13 protein-coding genes are annotated in these 15794 nt (G+C 56.7%); 12 read left to right on the forward strand and 1 reads right to left on the reverse strand.

What is annotated here, in order from left to right; genetic code table 11:
* Positions 1-13: 13 nt before the first annotated feature.
* From IG609_RS13100 to IG609_RS13125, 6 genes are all read left to right on the forward strand, one after another.
* The gene (locus tag IG609_RS13100; protein WP_193398915.1) at positions 14-982 is read left to right on the forward strand and encodes a helix-turn-helix transcriptional regulator; all 969 of its coding nucleotides are present in this window, start codon (positions 14-16) and stop codon (positions 980-982) included.
* A gap of 113 nt (positions 983-1095) precedes the next feature.
* Positions 1096-1518 (forward strand): hypothetical protein, encoded by a 423-nt coding sequence (locus tag IG609_RS13105; RefSeq protein ID WP_193400847.1) that lies wholly within the window; start codon positions 1096-1098, stop codon positions 1516-1518.
* Positions 1515-2792, forward strand: coding sequence for an MFS transporter (locus tag IG609_RS13110; RefSeq protein ID WP_193400848.1), 1278 nt, complete (start codon positions 1515-1517; stop codon positions 2790-2792). The genes IG609_RS13105 and IG609_RS13110 overlap by 4 nt, the downstream gene beginning before the upstream one ends.
* 193 nt (positions 2793-2985) lie before the next feature.
* Complete coding sequence (locus tag IG609_RS13115) at positions 2986-4995, forward strand: TonB-dependent siderophore receptor (protein WP_193400850.1); 2010 nt, start codon at positions 2986-2988, stop codon at positions 4993-4995.
* 270 nt (positions 4996-5265) lie between these two features.
* Positions 5266-6024 (forward strand): CDP-diacylglycerol diphosphatase, encoded by a 759-nt coding sequence (locus IG609_RS13120; protein WP_193400852.1) that lies wholly within the window; start codon positions 5266-5268, stop codon positions 6022-6024.
* A 251-nt stretch (positions 6025-6275) separates the two neighbouring features.
* Positions 6276-7214, forward strand: a complete 939-nt coding sequence (locus tag IG609_RS13125; RefSeq protein ID WP_193400037.1) for a LysR family transcriptional regulator — start codon at positions 6276-6278, stop codon at positions 7212-7214.
* 12 nt (positions 7215-7226) lie between these two features.
* Here IG609_RS13125 and IG609_RS13130 read toward each other — a convergent pair whose 3' ends face one another.
* Entirely contained in the window at positions 7227-8363 is a 1137-nt protein-coding gene (locus tag IG609_RS13130; protein WP_193400854.1) for an ABC transporter substrate-binding protein, read from the reverse strand.
* A gap of 238 nt (positions 8364-8601) precedes the next feature.
* Between IG609_RS13130 and IG609_RS13135 the strand changes: the two genes are divergently transcribed.
* From IG609_RS13135 to IG609_RS13160, 6 genes are all read left to right on the forward strand, one after another.
* Positions 8602-10191, forward strand: a complete 1590-nt coding sequence (locus IG609_RS13135; RefSeq protein WP_100018500.1) for an ABC transporter permease — start codon at positions 8602-8604, stop codon at positions 10189-10191.
* Positions 10188-10994 carry an ABC transporter ATP-binding protein gene (locus IG609_RS13140; RefSeq protein WP_193400856.1) on the forward strand — a complete coding sequence of 269 codons (807 nt, stop codon included), beginning with the start codon at positions 10188-10190 and terminating at the stop codon, positions 10992-10994. Before IG609_RS13135 ends, IG609_RS13140 begins: the two co-directional genes overlap by 4 nt.
* Before the next feature lie 16 nt (positions 10995-11010).
* Positions 11011-12804 carry an aryl-sulfate sulfotransferase gene (locus tag IG609_RS13145; protein WP_193400858.1) on the forward strand — a complete coding sequence of 598 codons (1794 nt, stop codon included), beginning with the start codon at positions 11011-11013 and terminating at the stop codon, positions 12802-12804.
* A gap of 174 nt (positions 12805-12978) precedes the next feature.
* Positions 12979-13887: an Rpn family recombination-promoting nuclease/putative transposase gene (locus IG609_RS13150; protein WP_193398924.1), complete on the forward strand. Its 909-nt coding sequence runs from the start codon at positions 12979-12981 to the stop codon at positions 13885-13887.
* Positions 13888-14148: 261 nt separating this feature from the next.
* The gene (locus IG609_RS13155; protein ID WP_226374253.1) at positions 14149-14922 is read left to right on the forward strand and encodes an ATP-binding cassette domain-containing protein; all 774 of its coding nucleotides are present in this window, start codon (positions 14149-14151) and stop codon (positions 14920-14922) included.
* A complete protein-coding gene (locus tag IG609_RS13160; protein WP_193400862.1) occupies positions 14919-15755 on the forward strand; it encodes an ABC transporter ATP-binding protein in 837 nt (278 codons plus the stop codon). Before IG609_RS13155 ends, IG609_RS13160 begins: the two co-directional genes overlap by 4 nt.
* The last annotated feature ends 39 nt before the right edge of the window (positions 15756-15794 follow it).

Consider the following 15794-nt stretch of genomic DNA (forward strand, 5'->3'; position numbering starts at 1 on the left):
AGGAGTCTGTCCATTGAATGCCTCCCCACTGAAAGCCGCCAGCGAGCCTGAAGTCATCCTTTCGAATTTGATCGCTGAACTGCACGTCATGCGGCCGGATACCGGTGCGGACTGTAGCCTGCTGCGCGCTACGCTTCAGGAAGGGCTGGATATTCTGGTGTGGCGCGGACAGTTCCGACAGCCCACCACCATGCATTTGCATGACGACTGGGGACGCATCAATTTTTCCTGTTCGTTGCAGGGAGATTCGCAATTTGCACTGAAAGGCGATCGGGGACGGGAACATGTACTGAAGCAAGGGTCGGGCTGCATTAGCTACACCCCAGACTGTCAGGGTACGTCATCCTACGCCGGACAGTTTGAAAGCGTCACGGTGTCGCTGAGCCCTGAGCTACTGGCTAACTGGGTGCCGGATCTCACCGGTAACCTGCAACAGCAGTTGGACTCTGGTCGGCTTTGCACCCACTGCGACTGCAATGCCGAAATGCGGGCAACCGCGCAAGTGTTAAGCCACGCGCTGTCCAGCCTGACGCACCCGCAGCAGACCGGTGAAAACCGCCATGCGCCGCTGTGGTTACTGGGGCAAAGCATGATTCTGGTGAGTCTCGCCGTCGCCGGACATGCCGACGCGGTTCCCCAGCAGGACACGCTCAGCCTGGCCGATCGCCAAAAGCTACTGCGTGCCAAAGATCTACTGCTGGCGGATCTGTCACAGGCTCCTACTATCGCCATGCTCTCCAGAGAAACCGGATTAAGCGTACTCAAGCTGAAACGCGGATTCCGTCAACTCTTCAATAACAGCATCTATGGGTTATTTCAGGCCGAACGTATGCACGAAGCGCGGCGTCGGCTGTTTGTCACGGGCGCGCCCGTCATGGTGGTCGCCACCGATCTGGGCTACGCCAACGCCAGCCACTTTAGCGCCGCCTTCCAAAAGCAGTTCGGCGTCACGCCTTCTGCTTTCAAGCGTCTAAACATTTAGTGGATCGCCAACGTCCCCATTCATCCCGATACGGGTACAAATAGACTGGATTCGGGTAGCGCCTCAACAGCGAATGATTATCATTTTCTCCATAATAAGCCGGAGAAACCGCTATGCCCGATTCCATTGCAACGCCGCATCCTTTCCTTGATACAGACGCCTGGCCGATGGTCTTCTTACACATGCCAGAACAGGTGCCCGACGAGGAATCCGCGGATTATATGGCGCAGATCGCGCAACTGTATGCCGCGCAAGAACACTTTGTACTCTGTATGACGGGTGCCGACCTGCCCCATCGCTCCCCTGTTTTTATGAATGCTTATCTTCAGTGGACGCGCGATAACGTCAGCCTGCAACAGCAATACTGTGCGGGTGCGATTCGCATCGAAAGCGACGAAACCAAAAGACAAAAGTACGTGGAATGGGCGGAGAACTGGGCGCAGTCTGGGCAGGCGCCGTATGCCTATTTTGTCGTCGCCACCTCGCTTGAAGCACAGGCGCTGGCGATAATGCTGCTGGATCGCGACAAACCATGACGCACAACCCGATGACACGCTATCTGCCCTATTGGTGTTTCTACCTCCATCAGGGCATGATCACCGCACTCATTATGCAAGGCGTGGCGGGCTATTTTCGCCACGCGGGGTTGGATCTTGCGCAGCTAAGCTGGCTATCGCTGACCTTTCTACCGTGGATTGCTAAATGCCTGTGGGCACCGTGGGGCGAGCGTCACGCGCTTCCTCTGCGCGGCAATCCCTATTTAGGCAGTCTGGTGCTGCTCCAGATCGCGATGGCGGCAACGCTGGTCGTGATTGGCGTCATCTCCCCCGAGCACTCTGTCCTGACTATCATCATTGCGCTGATGCTGCTGGCATTGCTCTCCGCCAGCCACGATATCTATGCCGACGGCATCACGATCTGCACCACCAGCGCCACCAGTCGCGCGCTGGCGAATACCGCACAGGTCGGCGGCAGCTATCTGGGTATTTTGTTCGGCTCTTATGCGTTTCTGAGTATTGCGGAACAGGCGGGATGGCAAGGCGGCTTCTTCGCGCTGGCGGGGCTATCGCTGCTGATGCTCATTCTGCCGCTGCGCTATATCCAGCAGTCCCCTATCCAGCACAGCCAGACTTTGGATCGTCAGAGTCCGGATCGTCAGCGTCAGCAAGCCGCACGCCCGACGCTAAATCGTCTGACGCTTAAGGCGCTCTGGCCGGTAGTAGCCTTCACGGCCATTTTCTATCTGGCAATGCGCGGCATGATGGCGCTACAAACCGTCATGCTGATCGACAGACAGCTTAGCCTGAGCCAGTTGGGCATCGTCATGACCGTATACAGCACCGCCGTCAGCGGCATCGGGATTGTGCTCGCCAACGTCCTGATTCGCCGTATGGGCGCGCTGCGCTGTCTGCTGCCCGTCATGGTCGTGCACGCTCTGCTCGCCATTGTGCTGGCCGTCGGCTACCCGCTGTTTGCTCTGAACATGTGGATCGTGCTCTTTGGCGTGGTCAATCTGGCCGCCGCCGTCGGGTTTGTCACGCTATACAACGTTCTGATGGGCTTAGTCAGACCGCATCAGCCCGCTTCCGACTATGCGCTGTTTCAATCGACCGATGCGGCTGTCGCCATGATCGTGTCGATTGCTGCGCTTCAGTTAGCCCATCACACAAATTACCAGACCACCCTGGGCGTGCTGGCCTGCTTCGCCGTCGCCAGCCTGTGGCCCGCCAAACGGCTATCTGTGCGGCTTTTCCACGCGTTTTCAGAGGGAATCACTCCCGCTACAGCAAGCCAGCGAGGGCAGGATTAAGGCAGGAAAATACGCAAGAAGTCTGCTGTATTCGGGTTGAAATAGACCCGATACGGGTAGCTCAAAAAACGCAAACGATTATCATTTAACTTTCATCACTCTCTGTCTCACACGCTTTCCGTATTGTGCTAAAGCGCGTCGTGATGAACGCCATTACGTTGACAGCGATTTTAGTCTTTTCAGGGGTTTAATAATGAAAATAATGCGTCTTTATCCGCTTGCCTTAACCGGCGTGTTTCTCTCTTCCTGCGCCTTTGCCGCTCAGGACGATACGCTTGTTGTCACCGCCAGCAAACAGTCGCCCTATTCCGCCTCGGCCAATAACGTCTCTTCTACCATCGTAACAGCACCGGAGCTGAAAGACGCTGGGGTTACCAGCACCGACAAGCTGACTCGCGTGATGCCCGGCCTGAACCTCGGGAATAACGGTAGCCTGCTGTTCCCCTCCATCTCACTGCGCGGCGTGTCTTCCGCCCAGGATTTCTACAGTCCGGCGGTGACGGTCTACGTGGACGGCGTGCCGCAGCTCGCCACCAACACCGTGCAGGCACTCTCCGATGTGGAAAGCATCGAAATGCTGCGCGGTCCGCAGGGAACGCTGTACGGTAAAAGCGCACAGGGTGGCATTATCAACATCGTGACTCAGCAGCCGGACAGCACGCCGCGTGGCTATGTCGAAGGCGGCGTTGCCAGCCGCGACGGCTATCACGGCAAAATCAACCTCAGCGGCCCCATTCAGGATGGCCTGCTGTATGGCAGTGTCACGCTGCTGCGTCAGGTCGATTCAGGCGCGATGACCAATCCCGCCACGGGCAGCGATAACCTTGGCGGAACAAAATCCAGCGTTGGGAATCTTCGACTCCGGTTGGCCCCCGATGATCAGCCATGGGAAACCAGTCTGGCGCTAACGGAAGACTGCACGCGCGCTACGCAGGATACCTATCTGCCGTTTGGTGATGCCAAAAACCGGACACTGGAGATCGCCGCGGGCGCACCCGACCCGACATTACACCGCTGCACGCACAGCCAGTCGCTGAGCGGAAAATACACCACCGATAACTGGATTTTTAGCCTGATCGGCGCATGGCAACAGCAGAATTACGCGCGCACCTTCCCGAACGGTACGCGAATTGCTGACATGCCGGAGCGCTGGAATCAGGACGTGCAGGAACTGCGAGCCGCCACGCACGGCGCAGGCCGCACGGTGGATATGGTGTTCGGCCTTTACCGGCAGAACACGCGTCAGAAACTTGATCTGACCTACATCCAGGCAGGTTCCCCGTTTATGAAAAGCAATGCCAACACATCGTCGGAGACCTTAGCCGCCTACAGCGATCTGACCTGGCATCTGACCGACCGCATCGATCTGGGCGGCGGGCTGCGCGTATCACACGATAGAGCCGAAACCCGTTACCACCAGCAGTTCTCCGGTATGAACGTGGGTGACCGCAATAGCGTCGATGACGATCAGGTACTGGGACAGCTCTCCGCCAGCTATCTGCTGAATAATGACTGGCGTGTCTATACCCGCGTCGCGCAGGGCTACAAGCCAACGGGCTTTAACTATTCACCTGCCGCTGGCACGCAGGCCATTCCGTATAGTGCAGAGAAATCGATTAACTATGAAATCGGCTCGCGCTATCAGAGTGGCGATGTGCAGCTTCAGGGCGCGGTGTTCCACACCCACACACGTGATATGCAGCTGTATTCCGGCCCGGTCAGTATGCAAACGCTCAGCAACGCAGGCAGTGCCGACGCTAGCGGCGTAGAAATGATGCTGAAGTGGCAGGTCGTTCCCAACTGGTCATGGGATATCAACGGCACCTATGTCCGCTCTGAATTTACGGGCGATAGTGAGAGCTATCAGGATAAACGCGTACCCTTCGTACCGCGCTACGGGGCTGGCACCAGCCTGAACGGACTGATCGATACCTCGTTCGGCGCGTTAATGCCGCGTCTGGCTTTCAACGTGGTAGGGCCGCACTACTTCGACGGCGACAATGCGTTGCGTCAGGGCACCTATACCACCACCGACCTGCGCCTCAGTTGGCAGGCCACCGACCGGGTGAATATCGCTGGCTATGTGGATAACGTCTTCGACCGCCGCTACCGCACCTTTGGCTTTATGAGCGGCACATCGGGCTACGCGCAGGTCAATGAAGGTCGAACCGTTGGCGTGGACGTGCGGGTCGACTTGTTCTGATTTCTATTATCGGTATTCGTACCGTCGCAACCTGTCGGGATGGTGTTCAGCCATCCCGACAGCATTACACTGAATGCCTTTTATCCCCATCTCCTGCGGGTTAACCTACCGTCTCTCACCCTTACAATCCGTTACCGATTAGGATGTCTCCTTGCACCAAAGTCATATTAATGACATTACCCCTGGCCCATACTGCTGGCTTATCACTGAATTCTCATGCCCCGTTTTTCCCTGCTACTTTGCGCCTCGTGCGCCTGCCGGAGACCCGTCATGAAACGTAACACGATCCTGATCTTCACGGTTTCTGCCATCATTTTACTCGCAGCAGCCACGGCAATAGGGTGGAAGGTTGGTCGGGGAAACAGCAATGCGCTGTGGGAAATCGTCAGCGAACAGTGCGTGCCCAACCAACAGCACAACGGTAAACCCGCCCCCTGTCTGGAGGTTAATCTGGCAGAGGGCTACGTGCTCTTCGATGACAGAAACGGTCCCTATCACGATCTGTTACTCCCAATCGATAAAATCAGCGGCATCGAAAGCCCTGAACTCTTGCAGCAAAACAGACCTAATTTCTTTATGCAGGCGTGGGATCGACGCGGCCATCTTTCACGTGAAGCGGGCAAACCGATCAAAGATGATTACCTCTCGCTGGCAATAAACTCACGCTATGGACGCACGCAAAACCAACTGCATATCCACATTGCCTGCCTGCGCCCGGAAATTTATCAAACGTTGAATCAGCAATTCCCGACGCTCTCTGCCGACTGGAAAACGCTGCCGGTGAAAATCAACGGGCACATCTATCTGGCAAAAACGCTCACGGCGAACGAACTGACGCAAAGCGATCCATTCAAAACACTCGATCGCTACGCCCAGCAGCGGGATGAATCTATCGGCAAATACGGCCTTGCGATGGTCTCCACGCCAGCAGGCGAAAAGGTGCTGCTCGCCAGCAGCCTTGACGTGTTCAATATGAGTCTCGGCTCCGTGGAAGAAATTCAGGATTTTTCCTGTGCGCTGGCGAAATAGCCGCTGACCGCGGCCTGAAGGTCGATATACCCTAAATAATTCAAGTTTCAGGAAGGCGGCAAGTGAGGGAGTCCCGATGAGCTTACTCAAGTAAGTGATTCGGGTGACCGAGTGCAGCCAACGCACATGCAACTTGAAGTATGACGGGTATAGCAATCAGTTCGTTATAACTTATGACTTTTTGTTCATTGCGTTGCTAGCCGACCTCCGCCTAAAAAGTGGGGAAAATCGATATGTTAGGTAGCTGCAACATGCATCTGGATTTACGGCAATTACGCAATTTTCTTGCACTGGCCGAACAGGGGAGTTTTGTACAGGCCGCTGAGGCCGTCTGCCTGTCGCAATCGGCATTCAGCCGCAGCATTCAGGCACTGGAACAAACGATGGGGCATCCGCTTATCGACCGTCAGAGCCGCCGTTTTGCGCTGACGTGGCAGGGCAATACGCTGCTGCCGTTTGCGCGGCGTATGCAGGAACTGTCCTGGGAATTGATGACCGACATGCGGCAGATCAGCGAGGCACAGGAAGGCGAACTGACGTTTGGCTGCGGCCCCGCACCGTCGACCACGCTGATCCCCAAAGCGGTCGCGCATTTCCATGCCCTTCGTCCACGCGCCAAAGTCACCTACAGCGTAGATAACTGGCAGTCCCTGCGTGAGCGGCTGCTGGCCGACGAGTGGCCTTTTATCGTTGCCGATACCTGGCAGGCCGAAATGGAAACCAACCTCCACGTACAGCCATTAAGTCAGCAGCGCTGCTTTTTTATCTGCCACTCTTCACACCCGCTGGCGCAGCAGGCAAATGTGACGCCGGACGATCTTCTGCGCTTTCCGCTCGCCTCCCCTTTTATGCCCGTTGGCATGCGCAAGGTGCTGGCGGCGTTAACGCGTCAGCCCGATTATCGGCCACAGATTCAGTGTGACCATATCTATTCCGTCTTCAGCATCCTGCGACACACGCAGGCCATCAGCTTCGCCAGCGAGGATGGCTTTGCGCTGGGGCGATTAAGCCATCAGTTGGTAGAAATTCCGCTGACGGGCACGCCGCCGGAATGGGGAAATATGCAAACCCGCTTCGGTATTGTCACCTGTTTGCAGAGAACGCTACCACCGCTGGCCGAGCTGATGATCGAAAGCATACTGGCGCAGGACAGGCTGCGCTCACCGGCTCCGGCACTGCCGACCCTGTGAGCGCATTCGTGATTATTTCGTGGGACTACCATTGGCGTCATACACCGCCCAGTTTGATTCCAGCCCTTTGGCTTTCAGCGCTCGGTCAACAAACTGGCCGGCAAACCAGTCGCTGGCCGAAAACGTGTTACGAATCAGCCCAGCTGCTTTTGCGCGCTCTATGCTGTCCTGCAAGCTGCTGAGCAGGAACGGATCGAGACGCGGAGAGCTTTGAAACGGGAGATCTTCCGCTTTCAGCTCTTCCTGAAAAATCGCCTGCGGAATCTGACTCTGTTCGGCCATTAGCGCGGTGTATTCCGGCAGGTGCTGCGCATCGCCGATCCACTGCGCATTGTCCACCAGCACATTCACCAGTTGCTGCGTCGTGCCCGGATAACGGTCGATAAAGTCCTGCGTCGCCAGCACGGCAGCCTGCGTGGTGTTCGGCCAGCCCAGCGCCCGGCTGGTGGTCACAATATTGATGCCCTGTTTACGCAACGCCAGCAGAGAGACACCGCCCCACACCGCATCCACGCGTCTGGCCGCCAGCGCTGCTTTGCCCGCCGTCCAGTCAAGATTGATCACCCGCACGTCCCGCTCGTTCAGCCCGACGCTTTTAATCGCCCGTTCAAACGACAGCTGATCGGCCGTTCCCTTGTAGACTGCAATCCGCTTGCCGCGTAAATCTTCAATGCGTTGAATACCCGATTCCGGCGTCGCCGCCAGATAAGAATTAGAGCCGCGTGACCCGACCAGCACCCGCGTTGGCAGGCTACCTGAACGACCGATAATAGCCGCCAGATCGCCCAGATACACTACATCCAGCTGCTTGTTCGCCAGCGCCTCATTCACCGCCGGGCCCGCGCCTTTAAAGAACGACCACTGAATCTTGATGCCCTGCGGCTCAAATTCTTTCTCCAACTGCTGGCGAATATGCGCCAACCCCAGCGGCCCGCGGATAAAAGGCTTGCTGCCTGCACTCTGATCCGGCAAACCAATGCGAATCTCCGTCGGTTTCTGTGCATCCTGCGGGGCGGCGTCGTTTGCCTGAACGGTGGAAACGAGCGCCGCGCCCATCAACAAGGCAGTACTTAACACCTTCATCCCCCTGCGCCAGCGGGAAGATGCCGTTATCGGCGAGGCAGTGATCAACAGGGTGGTTTGTTGCATACGGTTTTCCTTAATCATTCGTTTCATCTGCCATGAAAACTAACGAACCGTCGGCGTCAGGCTTAAATAACATTTACAGGTTTGTTCAGCGGAAAAAAGCATAAATCAGGGCTGGCGGGCTCGGGCTACGCATATGCATTTATTGCACGGCGACCATCGCTTTATTGCATTGGCGTTCAACGTCGAAACCTGTTTTTTATTCCCTATTCATCCAACTGCGATGGTTTTCGGGAATAAAATGAATAAGTCGATACCGCTGAAAAAAACCGCGATCGTCTGGCCTGCACTGCCGATAGCACGAGCCTATTCTCTTGTCGTGCCACTAATCGTACCGCTGGCGCTGCTGGCCCTGTGGTATATCAGCACCCACTACGGTTGGATGCCCGCTCAGATTCTTCCAGCTCCCGATGTCGTCGCTAAAACTGCCGTCGAACTCTGGCACAACGATCTCCTGCCGCAGCTCTTTATCAGCCTGCAACGGTTGGCGAGCGGCCTGCTGGCAGGCGTTCTGGTGGGAACGCTGCTTGGTGCGCTGATGGGCGCCTCGCGCCGCGCCGAACACCTGCTGCACCCGACGGTATACGCGCTGGCACAAATTCCAACGCTGGGCTGGATCCCGCTGTTTATGGTGCTGTTCGGAATTGATGACGGTTTAAAACTCGCGGTCATCATCAAGGCCGTGATTATCCCTGTGACGCTGCATACGCAAACGGGCGTGCGTAACGTGCCGCATGCGCTACAGGAAGTCGCTCACACTCTGCGCCTGCCGTGGCATCAGCGCCTCATCAAATTAACGCTGCCCGCCGCGCTCCCCACCTGGTTAACCGGCTTACGGCTGGCGCTCTCACAGGCGTGGGTGTCGCTGATCGTGGTCGAACTGCTGGCATCGTCTCAGGGCATTGGCTACCTGCTGGTATGGGGACGTCAGCTGTTTCAGTTGGATATTGTATTTGTCTGCATCGCCGTGATTGGGCTGGCGGGGCTGACAATGGAGTGGGCAATCAATCGGCTGGAACGCCGTCTGGTCTTCTGGCCACACCCGCCGCTCAGTCGCTTAACTACCGCACCGTCTCGTCGTTTATCCGCTTTGGTTTTACCTTTTCTGCTTCTGCTGCTCTGGCAACAGGCCAGCCGTTTTGGCTGGATCGACCCGCTGCTGCTGCCACCGCCCGCTGATGTGTGGCACATGCTGCTGCAAGGCATCCGTGACGGTTCGCTTACCGAGGCGATGCAGGCCAGCCTGACCCGTGCGCTCGCCGGTGCAGTATGCGGCATTATCGCAGGGCTCGTATGCGGTGTGCTGCTGGGACTGAATGCCACCAGCGATGCCCTCTTTACACCTACGGTCGCGACGCTGCGCCAGATCGCGCTGTTTGCCTGGCTGCCGCTGCTGACCGCTTGGGTCGGCAACGATGAAGTCGGGAAAATCACGTTTGTGGCGCTGGCCTCCTTCTTTCCCATGCTGGTGGCCAGCCATCGCGGTATCCGCCAGCGTTCTCAGGCTTTACAGGAAGTCGCACAGGTGTTGCAACTCCATCTCTGGACCCGCCTGCGGGTGCTGATCCTGCCGGGTGCCGCTCCCGCAATCTTTGCCGGTTTACGTCTGTCGCTGATTTACGCCTGGCTTGGCACCATCGGTGCGGAATATTTCATGTCATCCGGCACCGGGATCGGCAGCCTGATGATCAACGCCCAGCAGCTACTGGATATGCCCCTGATTATCAGCGGTATGCTGTTGATTGGATTAACGGGCGCGGTACTCGACCGCGTCGGATTAGGTCTGGAACAGCGGATGACGCGCTGGCGTTCCATAGGAGAAATCGCATGACATCCACAACCCTTGACGTATCACCGCCGGTGGTGCAGTTCGATCGACTTCGTAAACAGTTTCGCGTACAGGGTGAGGCGTTAACGGTGATTGAGGATTTTTCCCTGTCGATCCACAGCGGTGAACTGGTGGCGATTGTCGGCAGCAGCGGCTGCGGTAAATCCACGCTCTTGCGTATGCTGGTCGGTCTGGACAACGACTATCATGGACACGTGCTGGTCGAAGGGAAAACCGTGCGCGGCATCGGACGTGAGCGCGGCATGGTGTTTCAGGAACCGCGTCTGTTTCCGTGGCTGACGGTGCGGCAAAACATCGCGCTCGGGCTGGCGAATGAAGCCATCGACGACAAAGAACGGAAGCGCCTGATCGACCACTTTATCCAACTCGTGCATTTGCAGGATTTTGCCGATGTCCTGCCCGCCCAGCTTTCCGGCGGTATGGCACAGCGTGTGGCTATCGCACGTGGGCTGGTCGCCAATCCACGCATTCTGATGCTGGACGAGCCTTTTGGCGCATTGGATGCGTTGACCCGTCAGCAGATGCAACAGGAGCTGCGCCGCATTCATCAGGCGGAAGGCACCACCACGCTGCTGGTCACGCACGACGTCGAGGAAGCAGTCTATCTCGCCGATCGCGTCGTCGTGCTGGCCCCGCGCCCGGGGCGTATCCGCCAGATTGCGACAATTTCTCTGCCGCATCCGCGCCAGCGTGACAGTCAGGCCTTTCACCAGCAGTGCAGCGATCTGCTCGCCTTGCTGACGCAGCCTGCCGATACGGCAGCCCTCTCTTCTCTGAACACGTAAATACTGGAGCACCATTATGGGACACCCTTCCGTCTACCCAACCGGCACAACGATTTACAACCCGGAAAAAGCCTGGGGCGGCTACACCGTCTTTCAGGCACTGGAACGTGGCGCGGTACTGGTGGATATGAACGGCACCGAACTGCGCCTGTGGGAAGGCCTGCACGGCTTCCCCAATAAAATCCTGCCCGGCGGTTACATTCTCGGGCACAGCGGCGAACGCGATTCGCGCTACGGCATGCAGGACATGGTCGACCTGATTCAGGTGGACTGGGACGGCAACGTCGTGTGGAAATTCAACGGCTATGAGCACATTACCGATCCCGATCTTCCGCCTGAATGGATGGCGCGCGTCCATCATGACTACCAGCGCAGCGGTAATCCAGTAGGCTATTACGCACCGGGGCAGGAACCGCAGTCGATTGGCGGCAACACGCTACTGCTGGCGCATACCAACCTGCACAATGAACGCATTAGCGACAAACTGCTGCTCGACGACACCATCATCGAAGTGGACTGGGAGGGCAACATTTTGTGGGAATGGCGTTGCAGCGACCATTTCGATGAGCTGGGCTTTGACGACGACGCGAAAACTGCGCTGTACAACAACCCTAACCTGCGCAAAAGCGGCGGTGGGATGGGCGACTGGATGCACATCAACTCCATGTCGGCACTCGGCCCCAACCCGTGGTTCGATCAGGGCGATACCCGTTTCCACCCAGATAACATCATCTGGGACGCGCGCGAGTCCAACATCATCGCCATCATCGACAAGCAAAGCGGCAATATCGTCTGGCAGCTTGGCCCCAACTACAACACGCCTGAACTCAAACACATCGGCTGGATTATCGGTCAGCATCACGCGCACATGATCCCTGCCGGCTTGCCAGGCGCGGGCAATATTCTGGTGTTTGATAACGGCGGCTGGGCAGGCTACGGCGCGCCCAATCCGGCCTCAACCGACGGTGTGAAAAACGCCTGGCGTGACTATTCCCGCGTGCTGGAAATCAATCCGATAACGCTGGATATTGTCTGGCGTTATTCGCCGTACGAAGCGGGCATCCCGGATCCAACCGACGCCTTCCGTTTTTACAGCCCGTACATCAGCAATATCCAACGTCTGCCGAACGGTAATACGCTGATTAACGAAGGGGCCAACGGTCGGCTATTTGAAGTCACCGTCGATCACGAGATTGTCTGGGAGTTTATTTCCCCCTACTGGGGCAAGACGGTGAACACTAACATGCTGTATCGCGCCTACCGCGTGCCCTACGAGTGGGTGCCACAGCTACCGCGTCCACAGGAAACCCAGGTGATTGCTCCCGACAACACCCAACTACGTCAACCCGGTGCCGCCGCCCCCGGCTTCGCCAGTGTGATTCGTATTGAGGGCACGCGCCCCTATAAAAAGAGCGGCGATGCCCTGTGCGTCGCGACCGACAGCGAAGACCTCAAGCGCAGTCCGAAGCTCTTTGCCGTCAACCGTGAGCGCTTTGCTCCGCTGACCGCCGACGACTGGCCTGAGCTGGTAGCCCAACAAGGTCCACAGTTGTTATTGGTCGGCGCAGAGCGCTGCGTCCACTGCAAGAGCCTCTACCGCCAGTTAGAAGCGATTCTGGATAACGAGGAATACCGCCACTTGCCGAGCCATTATCTGGACGCCGATCATCACATTACCCTCGCGGAGCAATTGGCAGTCAGGACGTTACCGACCCTGCTATGGCTCGTAAATGGTGAAGAACAGGCTCGCCTGAGCGGCGCACAGCAGCCCGAACGCCTGCGCCAGTGGCTAACCGAGCAACAGATTTAACTCTCACACCTTGAACGCGATCTCGCTCCCAGTGAGATCGCGTCGTTACTTTCATTTCTCACTTTTCTTGCGTACATCCTTCCATATCGACGCAGTCGTCCTCCGCGCTTCTTCCCTGCCCGTATCAGCTTCTTTTACCCTTACCTACAGATGATTCAGGGACGGAAAAACAGCATGGCCGCGCATGATGCGATGTTTAAACAGTTTCTCAGCGATCCCGCTGTCGCAAAGGATTTCTTCGCCATTCATCTGCCAGAAGAAATTAGGAATATCTGCGATTTCAGCTCGCTACAACTGCAATCGGCCTCTTTTGTTGACGAGGAACTACGCGCAAGAATATCGGATATGCTGTATTCAATTCAGACCACCTCAGGGCAAGGCTATATCTATTGTGTGATTGAGCATCAGAGTCGCCCAGAAAAACTGATGCCATTTCGCCTGCTGCGCTACGCGCTGGCTGCTATGCAGCAGCACCTCTCTCAAGGTCACGACATGTTGCCGCTCGTCGTTCCTTTACTGTTTTATCACGGCCAGCGTAGCCCTTATCCCTATACTCTGCGCTGGCTCGACGGTTTTACCGACGCTATTCAGGCAGAAAAGCTCTACAATTCATCCTTTCCTTTGATTGACCTAACGGTAATCCAAGATGAGGAAATCAAGACGCATCGCCGCGTAGCGCTACTGGAGTTAGTACAAAAACACATTCGCACGCGAGATATGCTGGAACTGGCGCAGGATATCGGGCTATTATTTGAGCGCTGGCAGGTACCGCTGCCGCAAAAAAGAGCGATTCTGTTTTACATCGCGCGGAGCGGCAATACATCAAAACCGGCAGAGTTTATTGAGGCAGTCGCGCAGTCTCTGTCAACGGATCGGGAGGCGATCATGACCATCGCACAGCAGCTTGAGAAAATCGGGTTTGAAAAAGGCATCAAACATGGCATGCAGCAAGGTATGAAAGCCAGTGCTCGACACATTGCTCGTCAGCTTCTGCTAAGCGGCATGGAACCTGCTCAAATTTGTCAGATTACTCAGTTGAGCGCGACGGAACTGGCGCAGCTTGTTGACTCATCGAATGAGTAGGCTCTAAAAATACAACGCCACGAGATAGTCCGCACTTCCCTACGGTTTATTCTACCCCCCTCTATTTAATCATCGACGCGGTCGACTAAGACGGCGTCTCTGCGCCAATTTATACGCGCTGGATCACATTTCCTTTGCATCACTTCGTCGTAATTTGTTATGTTATTACATATCGATTTACACTGACCCTATACGTTATTCATGATTAACCGGAACAGACACACAGACGCCATTCTTCAGGTAGAAAACCTGAGCCTGTCTATGGGCAGTGAAACCAAAGTCAGCGATATCAGCTTTACGCTGTTCGCGGGTGAGCGTGTCTGTTTACTCGGTGCGTCCGGTTCTGGTAAATCCCTCACCGCCAAAGCAGTCATCGGTACACCGCCGTCGGGCTGCCAGGTTCGCGGCAGTATTCGGGTGAATGGCGAAGAGGTTGGTCAGTTGAAAGCGCTGGCACGCCCATCGGTTAGCCGCGTTTCGGCCGTGTTCCAGGACTCAGCAACGGCGCTCAATCCCCTCATGCCGTTGGGAAAACAGCTGTCATTGGCATTGAAAGCCCCCTCTTCCGCTGAACTTTCTGCGCTCCTTAGCGCCATGAAACTGGATGATATCCCCAACCTGTTGCAACGCTATCCTGCCGAACTGTCCGGCGGTCAGCGCCAGCGCATTTGTATTACCCTCGCCCTACTCGGCAAAACGCGCCTGCTGGTAGCAGATGAACCCACCACCGCGCTCGATGTCATGACCCAGCAGCAGGTATTGCAGGTCTTACAGGAACGTAGCACGCAGCCGGATGCGCCCGCTCTGCTGTTTATTACGCATGATATCGCCGTTGCTGCCCAACTCTGCCAGCGTGGTCTGGTGATGGAAAACGGCCAGATCGTTGAATCCGGCAGCATGCAGCAATTACTGAATGCACCACAGCAGCCCTATACCCGCAGTCTGGTCGCTGCCGCCCGTCGTGCTGACACGCTTTTATCTGACAGTGTGTTATCCGACAGGATGTTACCCGCTGCCGGAGCACTCGCCGGATGAACCACCACCTGCATGCGGTTCCTTCACCGTTTTTAAGTCTTGAACACGTCAGCCGTTATCGCCAGACGTCACGTTTGCCGTGGCAAAAGGCCGATCCCGCCAGTACGATTTTTCACGACCTGTCGCTGAACCTGCAACAGCACGAACGTGTCGGGCTGGTTGGTGCGTCCGGCTGTGGTAAATCCACGCTGCTAAAAACCCTGCTCGCGCTTGAAGCGCCGGAGCGTGGCGCAGTGTACTGCGACGGCAACCTGATTACGCCCGGTTCGGTGCGTTCGCTGCTCTGGTATCGCCGCCGCGTTCAGTACATTCCGCAGGATCCGGCAGGCTCGCTCGCGCCGCGTCAGCGCGTCGCCGATCTCCTCATCGAGCCGTTGAAACGACTCCGCCCCGATGAGGTCCGCCACGTTAATAGAAATCATTCTGCCCGCCTGAGCGACGTCATGGATCAGGTAGGACTGAGCGTCACGCTTCTGGATAAGGTCGCCGGACAGCTTTCCGGAGGACAGGCACAGCGCGTTGCGCTCGCACGAGCGCTGATCGTCCGACCCGAATTTTTATTGGCAGACGAGCCCGTCAGCGGTCTGGACTTGCCGCTGCGTGAACAAATTAAAGCCCTGCTTCAACAGGTTACCGAACAAAATAAGATGGGCTTGCTGATGGTATCGCACGACATTTCTATGCTCGCCGGGCTGTGCGACAGAATGCTGGTCATGGACGACGGACGCATTATTGAAGATCGCCCCACAGCCGAGGTGCTGGCTTCGCCGCAGCAGGCGCACACCGCCCGTCTGTTGCAGGCCGTTCCCGCCCTATCGACGTCGGGCTATTAGCTCGCTGAAAACGCGCTTTTTACCATAAAATATCGCATC

This window comes from Pectobacterium quasiaquaticum, assembly GCF_014946775.2.
GTDB classification, from domain to species: domain Bacteria; phylum Pseudomonadota; class Gammaproteobacteria; order Enterobacterales; family Enterobacteriaceae; genus Pectobacterium; species Pectobacterium aquaticum.

Coding starts and splice junctions, on each gene's coding strand:
- IG609_RS13105 (WP_193400847.1), top strand. CDS start 1,096: ATGCCCGATTCCATTGCAACGCCGCATCCTTTCCTTGATACAGACGCC.
- IG609_RS13110 (WP_193400848.1), top strand. CDS start 1,515: ATGACGCACAACCCGATGACACGCTATCTGCCCTATTGGTGTTTCTAC.
- IG609_RS13115 (WP_193400850.1), top strand. CDS start 2,986: ATGAAAATAATGCGTCTTTATCCGCTTGCCTTAACCGGCGTGTTTCTC.
- IG609_RS13120 (WP_193400852.1), top strand. CDS start 5,266: ATGAAACGTAACACGATCCTGATCTTCACGGTTTCTGCCATCATTTTA.
- IG609_RS13125 (WP_193400037.1), top strand. CDS start 6,276: ATGCATCTGGATTTACGGCAATTACGCAATTTTCTTGCACTGGCCGAA.
- IG609_RS13130 (WP_193400854.1), bottom strand. CDS start 8,363: ATGCAACAAACCACCCTGTTGATCACTGCCTCGCCGATAACGGCATCT.
- IG609_RS13135 (WP_100018500.1), top strand. CDS start 8,602: ATGAATAAGTCGATACCGCTGAAAAAAACCGCGATCGTCTGGCCTGCA.
- IG609_RS13140 (WP_193400856.1), top strand. CDS start 10,188: ATGACATCCACAACCCTTGACGTATCACCGCCGGTGGTGCAGTTCGAT.
- IG609_RS13145 (WP_193400858.1), top strand. CDS start 11,011: ATGGGACACCCTTCCGTCTACCCAACCGGCACAACGATTTACAACCCG.
- IG609_RS13150 (WP_193398924.1), top strand. CDS start 12,979: ATGGCCGCGCATGATGCGATGTTTAAACAGTTTCTCAGCGATCCCGCT.
- IG609_RS13155 (WP_226374253.1), top strand. CDS start 14,149: ATGGGCAGTGAAACCAAAGTCAGCGATATCAGCTTTACGCTGTTCGCG.
- IG609_RS13160 (WP_193400862.1), top strand. CDS start 14,919: ATGAACCACCACCTGCATGCGGTTCCTTCACCGTTTTTAAGTCTTGAA.